Here is a 12,765-nt window from a genome sequence, read left to right as displayed (position 1 = left end):
CCCCGGGGGGCCCGCCGCCGCCGGGGCCCCGGACGACCCGGACCGGCTCGCCGGCTGGGCCGCGGACCTGCGCCGCAACCGGCCCGTGCCCAGGCCGCCCGCCCGTCCGGGGGAGGAGGACGAGCTCGCGGGGATCGCCGCCGAGCGCGCCGCCGTCCCGCCGCGCGGGATCTGGGGCGTGCTGCAGGCGCTGCGGCCCGGGTCGCCGCTGCTCCCCATCGCCGCGCGCGTGGCGCTCGGCGCCGCGCTGGGCGACTGGGCGTCGCCGGCGCTCGGCGTGGGCCGCCCCTACTGGGCGGTCGTGACCGCCGCCGCCATCTTCCAGGCCAACATCACGTTGAGCTGGCGCCGCGGCCTCCAGCGCGCCGTCGGCAACCTGGCCGGTCTCGCGCTGTTCACCGTCCTGCTCCCGACGACCCGCGCGGGCGGTCTCGCGCTGGTCGCCGCCGTGATGGCGCTGCAGTTCTGCACCGAGGCCACCATGGCCCGCAACTACTGGCTCGGCAGCGTGTTCGTGACGCCGATGGCGCTGTTGATGGTCGAGATGGCCGGGCTCCAGCCCGCCGGGCGGCTGGCGGGCGAGCGCTGGCTGGACACCTGCGTGGGCGTGGCCGCCGGGCTGCTGAGCTGCGCGCTCGTCACCAACCGCCGCGCCTCCGGCCGGATCGCCGCCGCGCTCGACCGGGTGGACGCCGCGACGGCCGCCGCCCGGACGCTCGGCGCCGCCGCGGACCCGCCGCGGCTTGCCAGGGCGCGCGAGCGGCTCACGTCCGCGCTGGTGGAACTGCGCGACGCGGTGGACGGCGCGTCCGGCGAATGGTGGCAGGGCGCGCTGCCCGAGGAGCGGGTCGAGCGGGCCGAACGCGAGGGGCACCGGGCGCTCGCGGCGCTCGCTCCCGCACGCGCCCCGGCCGTCCGGGCGGCGTGACGGGCGTACGATCACCCGGACGGGACGCGGATGTGACAGCGCCGAGGGGGAGCCGGGCGTGGAGGACGTGGTCGCCGAGGTGATCCGGCAGTGGCGGGCCGTCCACCCGGGGCTGGACACCGCCCCGCTGGAGGTGATCGGGCGGATCACCCGCTGCGCCGCGCTGCTGCAGCAGGCCGAGGAGGGCCCGCTGAGCCGCGAGGGACTCGTCCGGGCGGAGTTCGACGTGCTGACCGCGCTGCGCCGGCTCGGGCCCGGCGTCACCCCGACCCGGCTCGCCCGCGAGACGTTCTCCTCCGGCGCCGCGGTGACCAAGCGGGTCCGCCGGCTCCAGGAGCGCGGCCTCGTCGAGCGGCGCCCCGATGAGCGGGACCGGCGCGTCCAGCACCTCGCGCTCACCGAGGACGGGCAGGCGCTCATCGACCGGATCATGCCCGAGCAGGTCGGGTACGAGTCCGCGCTGCTGTCGGGGCTGCCGGAGAAGCGGCGGGAGGAGTTGGCGGGCGCGCTCGCCGAGCTGCTCGTCGTCCTGGAGGGAAGGCTCGGCGGCCTGATCGGATAGCGCGGCGGCGCGGGCGGACCTGCGCCGGGTGACCCTGCGAACAGAGGCATTCGCGATACGTTCGGAGAACTCCGCGCGAACCCCCAGCCTGTACGCGCCGCCCCGAGGAACGATGCCCGTCCTCGCCCAGCCCCTCGCCGACGCCACCGGCCGCACCGCTCCGCCGGAGCGAGCGCCGCGCGCCATCGGCCCCACCTGCGCGCCGGCTCCGGCCGGCCATACGCTCGGCACCGTCACGTTCCCGCCCGCCGACGTGGCCGCCATCGGCCGCGGCTACAGCTGCGCGGCGGCGTCGGTCCGCCGGACGGACGACCTGGCGGCCCTGTCCGGCTGGCTGTCCGGACCCCGGGACCGGCCGATGCTGCTGCACGCGAAGGTCGCGCGGAACCGGCCGTCCTGGTGGCTCGCGGAGGCCCTTCCGGACGCCGCCGCGCACGCTGACCGGTACCGGGCCGTGTAGCCGCCGTCCGCCGGGGAAGGAACGCGGACAGTGATCATTTGCTGTGCCCTGCGTCACACCCCGGAGGAGGAGAGATGACCGCGCCGCCGACAGCCCGGAGGCTCCCGGAGATCGTCATCGAGATGTCCGCGGAGTTCGCCGGGACGCTCATCCTCATCCTGTTCGGGGTCGGCGTCGTCGCCCAGGCCGTCGCGGGCAGCGGTCTCGGGGAGCCGCAGAGCCTCGGCGGCCACGACGCCATCGCTTGGGCCTGGGGCCTCGCGGTCACGCTCGGTGTCTACGTGTCGGCGCGGCTCAGCGGCGGGCACCTGAACCCGGCGGTGACCGTCGCGCTGGCCGTCTTCAAGGGCTTCGCCTGGCGCAAGGTGATCCCGTTCATCTTCGCCCAGTTCCTCGGCGCGTTCGTCGCCGCGTTGATCGTCCGCTGGGACTACAGCGAGATCCTGCACAAGTTCGACCCGGGGCACACCGCCAAGAGCCAGTTCGTGTTCTCCACCATGCCCGGCAACGGCTCGCTGCCGATCCACACCTGGGGCGCCTTCCGCGACCAGGTCATCGGCACGGCGATCCTGCTGTTCCTGATCCTCGCGCTCACCGACCTGCGCAACTCGCCGCCGCTGGCCAACATGGCGCCGCTCATCATCGGCCTGGTCGTGGTCGCGATCGGGATGGCGTTCGGGTCGGACGCCGGGTACGCGATCAACCCCGCGCGCGACTTCGGGCCGCGCCTGGCGCAGTTCATCACCGGCTACCACGGCGCCTGGCGAGACCAGTACGGAGACGTGTACTTCTGGGTGCCGATCGTCGGGCCGCTGATCGGCGGCGTGCTGGGCGCCGGCCTGTACCTGCTGTTCATCGGCCGGCACATCCCGGAGGAGGGCCCCGGGGGCGTCGAGCCGAGGCCCGAGTACGACGTTGAGTGACGGGCGCTTCCCGTCCCCGCGCAGAAAGGCAGAGCCCGCATGGCCGACTTCGTCGGAGCGCTCGACCAGGGCACCACCAGCACCCGGTTCATGATCTTCGATCACGGCGGCAACGAGATCGCCCGCCACCAGCTCGAGCACGAGCAGATCCTGCCGCGGGCCGGCTGGGTCGAGCACAACCCCACCGAGATCTGGGAACGCACCCGCGCGGTCATCCAGACGACGCTGAACAAGGCGAACCTGCACCACGACGACCTCGCCGCCTTCGGGATCACCAACCAGCGGGAGACGACGCTGGTGTGGAACCGCCGCACCGGGCGGCCGTACTACAACGCGATCGTCTGGCAGGACACCCGCACCGACCGCATCGCCTCCGCGCTGGAACGCGATGGCCGGGGCAAGACGATCCGGCACCGCGCCGGCCTGCCGCCGGCCACGTACTTCTCCGCCGGCAAGGTCCAGTGGATCCTGGAGAACGTCGACGGGGTGCGGGAGGCGGCGGAGAACGGCGACGCCGTCTTCGGCAACATGGACACCTGGGTGCTGTGGAACCTGACGGGCGGGACGGACGGGGGCGTGCACGTCACCGACGTCACCAACGCCAGCCGCACCATGCTGATGGACCTGGAGACCCTCGACTGGGACGACGAGCTGCTGTCGTTCTTCGGCATCCCGCGCTCGATGCTGCCGGAGATCAAGCCGTCGTCGGCGCCCGACCCGTACGGCGTGACGAGGGCGAACGGCCCGCTCGGCGGCGAGGTGCCGCTGACCGGCATCCTCGGCGACCAGCAGGCCGCCACCGTCGGCCAGGTGTGCTTCTCGCCCGGCGAGGCCAAGAACACCTACGGCACCGGCAACTTCCTGCTGCTCAACACCGGTGAGGAACTCGTCCGCTCCAAGGCGGGCATGCTCACGACCGTCTGCTACAAGTTCGGCGACCACCCGACGGTGTATGCGCTGGAGGGTTCCATCGCGGTGACCGGGTCGGCGGTGCAGTGGCTGCGCGATCAGCTCGGCATCATCTCCGGCGCCGCGCAGAGCGAGAATCTGGCCCGGCAGGTGGAAGACAACGGCGGCGTGTATTTCGTCCCCGCGTTCTCTGGCCTGTTCGCGCCGTACTGGCGGTCGGACGCGCGCGGTGCCATCGTCGGGCTGTCGCGGTTCAACACCAACGCCCACCTGGCCCGCGCCACCCTCGAATCCATCTGCTACCAGTCCCGCGACGTCGTCGAGGCCATGCGCGAGGACTCCGGCGTCTCGCTGGACGTGCTGAAGGTCGACGGCGGCGTGACGGCGAACGAGCTGTGCATGCAGATGCAGGCCGACATCCTCGGCGTGCCGGTGTCGCGTCCGGTGGTCGCCGAGACCACCGCGCTCGGCGCCGCCTACGCCGCCGGCCTGGCGGTCGGGTTCTGGGACACCACCGACGAGCTGCGCCAGAACTGGAACGAGGACAAGCGCTGGCTGCCCACCTGGGGCGACGAGCAGCGCGAGAAGGGCTACACCGGCTGGAAAAAGGCGGTCGAGCGCACTTACGGCTGGGTGGACGTCGACTGATCGAATTGGGCGCGGATCTCGTCGATCGTCCGCAGGATGGCGACGGTCTCGTCCAGCGGCATCAGCGGCGACTCGGTGAGGCCGGCGCGCAGGCAGCGCGCCACCTCCTGCGCCTGGTAGGTGTAGCCGTGCCCCTCGATGTCCGCGGTGAGGACCTCCGGGTCGCCGCCGGCCCGCACGACCGTCATCGACGCCGGCCGGTAGAACGGGGACGCGACGTCGATGCGGCCCCGTGTCCCGACCACGGTCGCGGCGTGCGGCGAGTCGCCCATCAGGCCGCAGTGCAGCAGCGCCACCGCGCCCGAGGCGTACCCGAGCAGGACGCCGGTGTTGGCGTCCACCCCGGTCGGCGCGGGCGCCGCGGTGGCCTGCACGGACGCGGGCGCGCCGAGCAGCGGCCAGGTGAACGACAGCGGATAGCAGCCGAGGTCGAGCAGCGCGCCGCCGCCCAGCTCCGGGGACCACAGCCGGTGCCCGGCCTCGAACGCCGCCGCGATGGAGAAGTCGGCGTACACGGCCGTCACATCACCGATGGCGCCCTCGGAGACCAGGTCACGCAGCCGCCGGACGAGCGGGCTGAACCGCGTCCACATGGCCTCCATGGCGAACACGCCGCGCTCGCGGGCGAGCGCGGCCAGCTTCTCGGCGTCGGCGGCGCCGGTGGTGAACGGCTTCTCCACCAGCACGGCCCGGCCCGCCTCCAGGCACTGCCGCGCCGGCTCGTAGTGCATGGGGTGCGGTGTGGCGACGTACACCACGTCGACGCCGTCGTCCGCGGCGAGATCGGAGTAGGAGCCGTGCGCCCGGGGGACGCCGTACCGCTCGGCGAACGCGGCGGCGGTGCCGTGCGAGCGCGAGCCCACGGCGACGACCTCGTGGCCGGGCAGGCGCAGCACGTCCTCGGTGAACACGGCGGCGATGCCGCCCGTGCCCAGGATCCCCCAGCGCAGCGGTGAGTCGGTCATGGGCCGATCGTACGGGGTGGCGGTCCTTCACCGCGCCGCCGAGATGATCTAGCATCCGCCGGGACAGCGCCGTCACCGGCCGGACACCCTCCGTGCCTGGCCCGCCCGAGAGGAACCTCATGAACCGACGACTCACCGGAGCCGCCGCCGCGACGATCGCCGTCGCCGGCGCCACCGTGCTGTCCGCCCCGGGCACCGCGGCGGCACGGCCGGAGCCGGCGCGGGCGTCCGGGCCGGCCGGCCGCGGCGAGGTCGACTTCACCGGGATCGTCGCGCTCAGCAACTGCTCGGGCTCCCTCGTGCGGGGCCCGCGGTCGCGCGACTCCGACAGGGCCCTGGTCCTGACCAACGGCCACTGCCTGGAGGGCGGGATGCCCAAGCCCGGGCAGGTCATCGTCGACCGGCCGTCCGCCCGGACGTTCACGCTGCTCGACCGGACGGGCCGCACGACGCTCGGCACGCTGAAGGCCACCCGGGTCGAGTACTCCACCATGACCGACACCGACGTGACCGTGTACCGGCTGGACGAGAGCTATGCCGCCATCCGCAAGCGGTACGGCGTCCCGGCGCTTCGGCTGTCGACGGCCAGGCCGCACGAGGGCACCGAGATCCGGGTCGTTTCGGGGTACTGGAAGGCGATCTACGGCTGCAAGATCGACGGGACCGTGCACCGGCTTCGGGAGGCCGGGTGGACCTGGAAGGACTCCATCCGGTACGCGCCGCAGTGCCAGACGATCCACGGCACGTCCGGCTCCCCGGTCGTCGACGCCAGGACGCATCACGTCGTCGCCGTCAACAACACCGGCAACGACGACGGTGAGCGCTGCACGCTGAACAACCCGTGCGAGGTCGACCGCAAGGGGAACGTCACCGTGCGGCACGGCACCCACTACGCCCAGCAGACCTACCTGCTCGCCCGCTGCCTCGGCAAGGGCGGCGACGTGGTGCTGGGCAGGTCCTGCGCCCTGCCGCGGCCCTGACCCGCGTCAGCCCTCCGCGAGCAGCCCGCCGCGCAGCCGCTCGAGCGTCGCGCGCAGCAGCCGCGACACGTGCATCTGCGACAGGCCGACCTGCTCGGCGATCTGCGTCTGCGTCTTGTTGCCGAAGAAGCGCAGCAGCAGGATCGTGCGCTCGCGCTCGGGCAGCTCGTCGATCAGCGGGCGGAGCGCGTTGCCGTCGATGAGGTTCTGCAGGGCGGGGTCGTCGGAGCCGAGCCGCTCGCCGACCGTCGCCGCGTCGCCGCCGGCGGCGCCGTCCGCCGGGGCCTCCAGCGACAGCGGCCGGTAGGCGTCGCAGGCGATGATGACCTCGACCGTCTCCTCCTCGGTGATCTCCAGGAGGGCGGCGATCTCGCGCGTCGTGGGGGAGCGGCCGTGCGCGCGGGTGAACTCCTGGACGGTGCTCTGCAGCACCGGGCGGAGCTCCTGGATGCGCCGCGACACCCGCACGCCCCACGTCTTGTCCCGGAAGTGCCGCTTCACCTCGCCCGTCACCACCGGGTAGGCGTAGGTGACGAACCGGTCGCCCACCTCGGGGTCGAACCGGTTGATGGCCTTGACCAGGCCCAGGTAGGCGACCTGCTGCAGGTCGTCCAGCGGCTCTCCCCGATTGGCGTACCGGCGCGCGATGCCCCGCACGAGCGGGACGTGCATCTCCACGATGCGCGCCCGCAGCGTCTCGCGCCGCGGGTCGTCGTCCGCCAGCCGGTTCATCTCGGCCAGCAGCAGCTCCGCCTGACCGTCCCCGAACCGCGGGACCCGCTCGCCGGGTGGGGCGGAGCCGGACGGAAGCGCCGACGTCATGGGGGTCGCCCTCCTTCGCTGTCGGGGCCGGGGGAGTCGGAGGCGCTGAGCGCTTCGGCTGCGCCCTCTTTACCCGGTGATCGGCCCCTCACACCGGGGGCCGGTATCCGCGCAGGCGGAGGGGGGAATCGAGTGGGGAGAGCGGGGAACAGGGGGCGCATGGCGCTCGAGGAGATCACCACCCTGGACCGGCTCGCCGAACTGCTGGACGCCCGGCCCGGGCTGTTCGTCCGCTGGTCGGCCGGGCCCGAGGCCGACCTGTCCAGCCCCAACAGCACGGACGGGCTGACGGGCGCCGAACTGCCGGGGCTGTCGGCGAACCCGCTCGCCGTCGAGCCCTGGTGGGGCGACAGGTCCACGGTCCTGTGGGTGGCGCGCCGGCTGCACGACTACTCCCACCTGGAACGGGCGCGCGCCGAGGGTGCCCGGCCGTGGGTGCTGGAGGGCGAGGAGGTCGGCCGCGGCCCCGACAACGAGCCCCTGGTCGCCCGCGTGCGGCCGGTCGCCCTCGTCGGCAAGCAGGTCCTGGACGAGGCCACCGACGTCATCGAACGCGAGAGGCGCGGTGTCTGGGGGCCGCTGGATCGCGAGCACCCCTGACGGGCGCCCGTGCGGACGCGCCCGTATAGAGGGTCGCCCGTGTAGAGGGTTGCGACGCGGGTAGCGGGCGGGTGACGGATGAAGGGGAGCCCCGTGAGCACGATCACCGAGTCGGTCAACGTCACCGTTCCGATCCGCGTCGCCTACGACCAGTGGACGCAGTTCGAGGAGTTCCCGCGGTTCATGGAGGGCGTCGAAGAGGTCCGCCAGCTGGACGACACCACGCTGCACTGGACCGTCCGGGTCGCCGGGGCCGTGCGCGAGTTCGACGCGCGGATCACCGAGCAACTGCCGGACGAGCGCGTCGCGTGGACCTCGCTGGAGGGCCCCACGCACGCCGGCGTGGTGACGTTCCACCGCCTGGACGACGACACCACCCGCGTCACCGCGCAGATGGAGTTCGCCCCCGAGGGGTTCGCGGAGAAGGCCGGCGACAAGATCGGCGCGCTCAACCGCCGGGTCAAGGGCGATCTGCAGCGCTTCAAGGCGTTCCTCGAGGCGCGCGGCGTGCAGACGGGCGGGTGGCGCGGCAAGGTCGACCGTCCCGGGCCCTGACCGGGCACGGAGCGCCGGGGCCCGGCCGGGTCCGCTTGCGGTGATCGGTAGACTGGACGCCGCGCTCCAGTGAGAAAGAGCGCGACGGCGGTGGGGCCCGCCGTCCCCGCGACGGGGGAGAACCGCGGTGCGCGCCGCCAACGGTCCCTACCGGTGACCGAGGTTCCCGCTGGTAGGAGTGTGCCGTGCCCGACGCCGTCACAGGCCGTCCCGTCGATCCCGACATCGATCTCAGCGTTCCGCGGCAGCGGTTCGAGCTGCGCCGGGCGCCCTGGGCGACGCTCGCGTCGATCGCGGCCGGCGGGGTCCTCGGGGCGCTCGCCCGGTACGGGCTCACCGAGGCGCTGCCGTACCGTCCGGGGGAGTTCCCCTGGCCGGTGTTCTGCGTCAACGTGTCCGGCTGCCTGGTGATCGGCGCGCTGATGGTGCTGATCACCGAGGTCTGGCGGGTGCACCGGCTCGTCCGGCCGTTCCTCGGCGTCGGGGTGCTGGGCGGTTACACCACGTTCTCCACGCACGTCGTCGACTTCCAGAAGGCCCTGTCCGCCGGGGCGCCGGGCGTGGGACTGTGGTACCTCGGGGGGACGCTCGCCGCCGCGCTCGCCGCGGTGTTCGCGGGCGTCCGGCTGACCCGCCTCGCCGTCCAGGCGCGCCGGAGGGAGCGCTCATGAGGATCCAGGGCCCGGCGCTGCGGCTGACCGTCTTCGTCGGGGAGAGCGACCGGTGGAACCACCGGCCGCTGTACACCGAGATCGTGCACCGCGCCCACCGGGCCGGGCTCGCGGGCGCCAGCGTGCTGCGCGGGTGCGAGGGGTACGGCGCGTCCAGCCGCATCCACACCTCCCGCATCCTGTCGCTGTCGGAGGATCTGCCGATGGTGATCGTGATCGTGGACGCCGAGCCGAAGATCCGCGGCTTCCTGCCGCAGCTGGACGAGCTGGTCGAGGAGGGCCTGGTGATCATCGATCCGGTCGAGGTGATCCGCTACACGGGCCGCGGCGCGGAGGGCGGGGCGTGACCGTCCTGCTGATCGCGCTGGGGGCGGCACTGGGCGCGCCGCTGCGCTACCTCACCGACCGGGCCGTCCAGGCGCGCCACGACTCGGTGTTCCCGTGGGGGACGTTCACCGTCAACGTGGCGGGGTCGGCGCTGCTGGGCTTCCTGGCGGCGCTGCCCGCGACCGGGGGGCCGATGGCGTTCGCCGGGACCGGCTTCTGCGGCGCCCTGACGACCTACTCCACGTTCGGCTACGAGACGCTGCGGCTGGCCGAGGACGGCGCGCGCTTCTACGCGGTCCTCAACGCGGGCGCGAGCATCGCCGGCGGGCTCGGCGCGGCCTACTGCGGCATGGCCCTCGCGCAGGCGTTCACGGGCTGACCGCCCGCCGCCGCGACCATGGCGCGGCCCAGGCTCGCTGACCGAAGGACCTGGCAGAACCTGGCCGGCGAGTGGGCCGCGACGTAACTGTGCCCCCTCGGCCCGTTCGGTAAACCGCCAGGTGTCTCACTGTCCCGGACATGGGACCGCCGTCCCCGGGTAGCAGGCATCAGCGTGCCACCGATGGGAGGGATCGAGATGACTCGCAGGAGCCTGCTCGCGGCGGCGCTCACCGCCGCCGCGGTCGCAACCGCCGCCGCGGGCTGCGGAGGCGGGACGAGCCACGACGCCGCGCCGGCCGCGGCCTCGTCGCCGGCGTCCGCCCCCGCCGCGTCGCCGAACGCCCCCACCGCGCCGGTGTCGGACCAGGACAGGACCTGGCTCCGCGACACCCGGCAGGCCGACCTCGCGGAGATCTCCGCCGGCCGGCTCGCCCAGCAGAAGGGGACGACGTCCCAGATCAAGTCGCTGGGCGCGATGCTCGTGCAGGACCACACGGCGGCCGACGCGAAGCTCACCGCGACCGCGTCCCGGCTCGGGGTGGAGGTGCCGAACGCGCCGTCCAACGTCCAGCTCCAGCAGGCGGACGACCTGAAGAAGGGCTCGGGGCGCGGGTTCGACCGCGACTGGCTCAGCGCGATGATCGGCGGGCACGAGCAGGCGATCGCCAAGACGCGGACCGAGATCGCCAAGGGCTCGTCCCCGGCGGTGAAGAGCCTGGCCTCCAGCGTCCTGCCGACCCTGCAGAAGCATCTGGCGAACCTGCAGCAGGCCCAGGGCAGCTGAGCGCGGCGTGCGGGCACTGGTGACCGGATGGCCGAGCTTCCTGCACGGTGAGGCGACGGCGGGGGACGTCCTGGCGATGGAGGCCGTCCGGCGCGCGCTCGACGGCGCGGGGATCGGCTGCGACCTGGCTTGGAGCCCGGTGTTCCGGCCGGGCGGCCTCGACCTCGACCGGGCGGAGCCGTCCGGCTACACCCACCTGGTGTTCGCCTGCGGGCCGCTGCACGGCGCCCAGATCGAGGAACTGCACGACCGGTACGCGCGCTGCCAGCGCGTCGCGGTCGGCGTGTCCGTCATCGATCCGGACGACCCCGCCGTCACCGGCTTCGACGCCGTCCTGCCGAGGGACGACCCGAGGTCCGCGCCGCGCCACGACCTGGCGGCGCTTTCGGAGAGCGCGCGGGTGCCCGTCGCGGGCGTCGTCCTCGCCCCGGGGCAGCGCGAGTACGGGACGCGCCGCCGCCACGACCGCATCCAGGCCGAGCTCACCGAGTGGCTCGCCGACCGCGAGTGCGCGCGGCTTCCCCTCGACACCCGGCTCGACCCGCGCGACTGGCGGCTGTTCTCCACCGCCGCCGAGTTGGAGTCCGCGCTGTGCCGCCTGGACGTGGTCGTCACCACCCGGCTGCACGGGCTCGTCCTGGCGTTGAAGAACGGCGTCCCCGCGCTGGCCGTCGACCCGGTGGCCGGCGGCGCCAAGGTCGCCGCGCAGGCGCGCGCCTGGTCGTGGCCGGCGCTGGTCACGAGCGGCGAGCGGGACGAGCCGCCGCTGCTGGACCCGGCTGAGCTGGACCGGTGGTGGCGGTGGTGCCTGTCGCCGGAGGGCGCCGGCCGGGTCCCCGCGGGTCCCCCGTCCGACGCCCTCCTCGCCGACCTGCTGGCCGCCCTGCGCGCCTAGACGCGCGCCTAGGCGGGGCGGGCGACGAGCAGCTCGCGGGAGAACCACTCGATGGTGGAGCGCAGCCCGTCCTCGATGCCGAACCGCGGGCGCCAGCCGAGCAGCTCCTCGGCGAGAGTGGTGTCCGGCCGCCGTACCTTCGGGTCGTCCTGCGGCCGGTCGACGAACCGGATCTGCGACGGCGACCCGGTCAGCTCGATGACGACCCGGGCGAGGTCGGCCATCGAGATCTCGTAGGGGCTGCCGATGTTGACCGGCCCCGGGTGCTCGGAGATGGCGAGCGCGATGATGCCGCGGACGGTGTCGCAGACGTGGCAGATCGACCGGGTCTGCGAGCCGTCCCCGGTCACGGTGAGGTCCTCGCCGGTCAGCGCCTGCCGCAGGAACGTCGGGATCGCCCGGCCGTCGTCGGGGCGCATCCGCGGCCCGTAGCTGTTGAAGATCCGCACGATCGCGGTGTCCAGGCCGCGGGAGTGCCGGAACGCCGACGTCAGCGCCTCGCCGAACCGCTTGGCCTCGTCGTAGACGCTGCGCGGCCCGACCGGGTTGACGTTGCCCCAGTACGTCTCCGGCTGCGGGTGCACCAGCGGGTCCCCGTACACCTCGGAGGTGGAGGCCAGCACGAACCGGGCGCCCTTCTCCTCGGCGAGCTCCAGCGCGTTGCGGGTGCCCTGGCTCCCCACCTCCAGCGTCTGGATCGGGTAGCGCAGGTAGTCCGCCGGGGACGCCGACGACGCCAGGTGGAACACGTAGCCGACGTCGCCGGGCACGTGCACGGGCTCGGTCAGGTCGCGCCTGAGGAACCGGAAGTCCCGCCGGTCGGTCAGGTGCGCGATGTTGCGGGACGTCCCGGTCAGCAGGTTGTCCAGGCAGACCACCGAGATGTCCTGCGCCAGCAGCGCCTCGCACAGGTGCGAGCCGAGGAAGCCGGACCCTCCGGTCACGACGGCGCGGGGATGCCTCATCAGTTCCTCCTAAGCGTGTAGCGTGAGCGCCTTCCCGGCGGCCTCGACGGCCTCGTCCGCGGAGATCTCCAGCAGACCCGGATGGGGCTCGCGGCCGTGCGGGTCGCCGCACCGCCCGGCCCACAGCACCCGGTGCTCGGCGCGGTCGGGTGGACCCCACCGCGCGGGCGGCGTCGGCCCGAACAGCAGCACCGACGGGGTGTGGAAGGCGGTGGCGAGGTGCGCGACCCCGGTGTCGCCGCACACCACCAGCCGGGCGCCCGCGGCCAGCGCGGCCAGCTCCGGCAGGTGGGTGCGGCCCGACAGGTCGTTGAGCGGGTCGAGCCCGGCGAGCTCGACGACTTCGCGCGCGAGCGGCGCCTCGCCGGGGCCGCCGGTGACGACGACGCG

At 73.8% G+C, this 12,765-nt stretch carries 17 protein-coding genes; 13 read left to right on the top strand and 4 right to left on the bottom strand.

Annotated features, from left to right (window positions below):
* The 5 genes from ABD296_RS46950 to glpK form a co-directional block, all read left to right on the top strand.
* Positions 1-928: FUSC family protein (locus ABD296_RS46950; protein ID WP_344284146.1), on the top strand; the 928-nt coding region annotated here is incomplete at its 5' end.
* Between the two features lie 58 nt (positions 929-986).
* Positions 987-1,490, top strand: coding sequence for a MarR family winged helix-turn-helix transcriptional regulator (locus ABD296_RS46945; RefSeq protein ID WP_344284143.1), 504 nt, complete (start codon positions 987-989; stop codon positions 1,488-1,490).
* Positions 1,491-1,602: 112 nt separating this feature from the next.
* On the top strand, positions 1,603-1,950 hold the full coding sequence (locus tag ABD296_RS46940) for a hypothetical protein (protein ID WP_344284140.1): 348 nt from the start codon (positions 1,603-1,605) through the stop codon (positions 1,948-1,950).
* Between the two features lie 74 nt (positions 1,951-2,024).
* Positions 2,025-2,873 (top strand): MIP/aquaporin family protein, encoded by an 849-nt coding sequence (locus ABD296_RS46935; protein ID WP_344284137.1) that lies wholly within the window; start codon positions 2,025-2,027, stop codon positions 2,871-2,873.
* Positions 2,874-2,912: 39 nt separating this feature from the next.
* Positions 2,913-4,430, top strand: a complete 1,518-nt coding sequence (gene glpK, locus ABD296_RS46930; RefSeq protein WP_344284135.1) for a glycerol kinase GlpK — start codon at positions 2,913-2,915, stop codon at positions 4,428-4,430.
* On the opposite strand, the gene ABD296_RS46925 is transcribed toward glpK, so the two are convergent.
* Positions 4,406-5,395, bottom strand: coding sequence for a Gfo/Idh/MocA family protein (locus tag ABD296_RS46925; protein ID WP_344284132.1), 990 nt, complete (start codon positions 5,393-5,395; stop codon positions 4,406-4,408). The genes glpK and ABD296_RS46925 overlap by 25 nt on opposite strands.
* Before the next feature lie 119 nt (positions 5,396-5,514).
* Between ABD296_RS46925 and ABD296_RS46920 the strand changes: the two genes are divergently transcribed.
* Positions 5,515-6,375 (top strand): S1 family peptidase, encoded by an 861-nt coding sequence (locus tag ABD296_RS46920; protein WP_344284129.1) that lies wholly within the window; start codon positions 5,515-5,517, stop codon positions 6,373-6,375.
* Between the two features lie 6 nt (positions 6,376-6,381).
* Here ABD296_RS46920 and ABD296_RS46915 read toward each other — a convergent pair whose 3' ends face one another.
* Positions 6,382-7,197 (bottom strand): SigB/SigF/SigG family RNA polymerase sigma factor, encoded by an 816-nt coding sequence (locus tag ABD296_RS46915; protein ID WP_344284126.1) that lies wholly within the window; start codon positions 7,195-7,197, stop codon positions 6,382-6,384.
* Between the two features lie 159 nt (positions 7,198-7,356).
* Between ABD296_RS46915 and ABD296_RS46910 the strand changes: the two genes are divergently transcribed.
* From ABD296_RS46910 to ABD296_RS46880, 7 genes are all read left to right on the top strand, one after another.
* The gene (locus tag ABD296_RS46910; RefSeq protein WP_344284123.1) at positions 7,357-7,797 is read left to right on the top strand and encodes a DUF6098 family protein; all 441 of its coding nucleotides are present in this window, start codon (positions 7,357-7,359) and stop codon (positions 7,795-7,797) included.
* Between the two features lie 93 nt (positions 7,798-7,890).
* Positions 7,891-8,352, top strand: a complete 462-nt coding sequence (locus tag ABD296_RS46905) for an SRPBCC family protein (RefSeq protein ID WP_344284120.1) — start codon at positions 7,891-7,893, stop codon at positions 8,350-8,352.
* A gap of 185 nt (positions 8,353-8,537) precedes the next feature.
* Positions 8,538-9,023, top strand: coding sequence for a fluoride efflux transporter FluC (locus ABD296_RS46900; RefSeq protein ID WP_344284117.1), 486 nt, complete (start codon positions 8,538-8,540; stop codon positions 9,021-9,023).
* Positions 9,020-9,370 carry a DUF190 domain-containing protein gene (locus ABD296_RS46895; protein WP_344284114.1) on the top strand — a complete coding sequence of 117 codons (351 nt, stop codon included), beginning with the start codon at positions 9,020-9,022 and terminating at the stop codon, positions 9,368-9,370. Before ABD296_RS46900 ends, ABD296_RS46895 begins: the two co-directional genes overlap by 4 nt.
* Complete coding sequence (locus tag ABD296_RS46890) at positions 9,367-9,729, top strand: fluoride efflux transporter FluC (protein WP_208244125.1); 363 nt, start codon at positions 9,367-9,369, stop codon at positions 9,727-9,729. Before ABD296_RS46895 ends, ABD296_RS46890 begins: the two co-directional genes overlap by 4 nt.
* Before the next feature lie 198 nt (positions 9,730-9,927).
* A complete protein-coding gene (locus tag ABD296_RS46885; RefSeq protein ID WP_344284107.1) occupies positions 9,928-10,515 on the top strand; it encodes a DUF4142 domain-containing protein in 588 nt (195 codons plus the stop codon).
* A 7-nt stretch (positions 10,516-10,522) separates the two neighbouring features.
* Entirely contained in the window at positions 10,523-11,410 is an 888-nt protein-coding gene (locus ABD296_RS46880) for a polysaccharide pyruvyl transferase family protein (RefSeq protein ID WP_344284104.1), read from the top strand.
* Positions 11,411-11,418: 8 nt separating this feature from the next.
* On the opposite strand, the gene ABD296_RS46875 is transcribed toward ABD296_RS46880, so the two are convergent.
* Together ABD296_RS46875 and ABD296_RS46870 are read right to left on the bottom strand one after the other, a co-directional pair.
* Complete coding sequence (locus ABD296_RS46875) at positions 11,419-12,375, bottom strand: NAD-dependent epimerase/dehydratase family protein (RefSeq protein ID WP_344284101.1); 957 nt, start codon at positions 12,373-12,375, stop codon at positions 11,419-11,421.
* A gap of 9 nt (positions 12,376-12,384) precedes the next feature.
* On the bottom strand, positions 12,385-12,765 hold a 381-nt coding region (locus ABD296_RS46870), incomplete at its 5' end, for a glycosyltransferase family 9 protein (RefSeq protein WP_344284098.1).

The sequence above is a fragment of the Actinomadura napierensis genome (assembly GCF_039529375.1).
GTDB lineage: Bacteria > Actinomycetota > Actinomycetes > Streptosporangiales > Streptosporangiaceae > Spirillospora > Spirillospora napierensis.
The sequence above is the reverse complement of the archived record's forward strand: the minus strand, read 5'-3'. Positions and strand labels throughout refer to the sequence as shown.

Bases quoted from the DNA above. Each gene is read 5' to 3' on its own strand.
- ABD296_RS46935 (WP_344284137.1), top strand. From the start codon at position 2,025: ATGACCGCGCCGCCGACAGCCCGGAGGCTCCCGGAGATCGTCATCGAG.
- ABD296_RS46920 (WP_344284129.1), top strand. From the start codon at position 5,515: ATGAACCGACGACTCACCGGAGCCGCCGCCGCGACGATCGCCGTCGCC.
- ABD296_RS46910 (WP_344284123.1), top strand. From the start codon at position 7,357: ATGGCGCTCGAGGAGATCACCACCCTGGACCGGCTCGCCGAACTGCTG.
- glpK (WP_344284135.1), top strand. From the start codon at position 2,913: ATGGCCGACTTCGTCGGAGCGCTCGACCAGGGCACCACCAGCACCCGG.
- ABD296_RS46925 (WP_344284132.1), bottom strand. From the start codon at position 5,395: ATGACCGACTCACCGCTGCGCTGGGGGATCCTGGGCACGGGCGGCATC.
- ABD296_RS46875 (WP_344284101.1), bottom strand. From the start codon at position 12,375: ATGAGGCATCCCCGCGCCGTCGTGACCGGAGGGTCCGGCTTCCTCGGC.
- ABD296_RS46915 (WP_344284126.1), bottom strand. From the start codon at position 7,197: ATGACGTCGGCGCTTCCGTCCGGCTCCGCCCCACCCGGCGAGCGGGTC.
- ABD296_RS46895 (WP_344284114.1), top strand. From the start codon at position 9,020: ATGAGGATCCAGGGCCCGGCGCTGCGGCTGACCGTCTTCGTCGGGGAG.
- ABD296_RS46885 (WP_344284107.1), top strand. From the start codon at position 9,928: ATGACTCGCAGGAGCCTGCTCGCGGCGGCGCTCACCGCCGCCGCGGTC.
- ABD296_RS46940 (WP_344284140.1), top strand. From the start codon at position 1,603: ATGCCCGTCCTCGCCCAGCCCCTCGCCGACGCCACCGGCCGCACCGCT.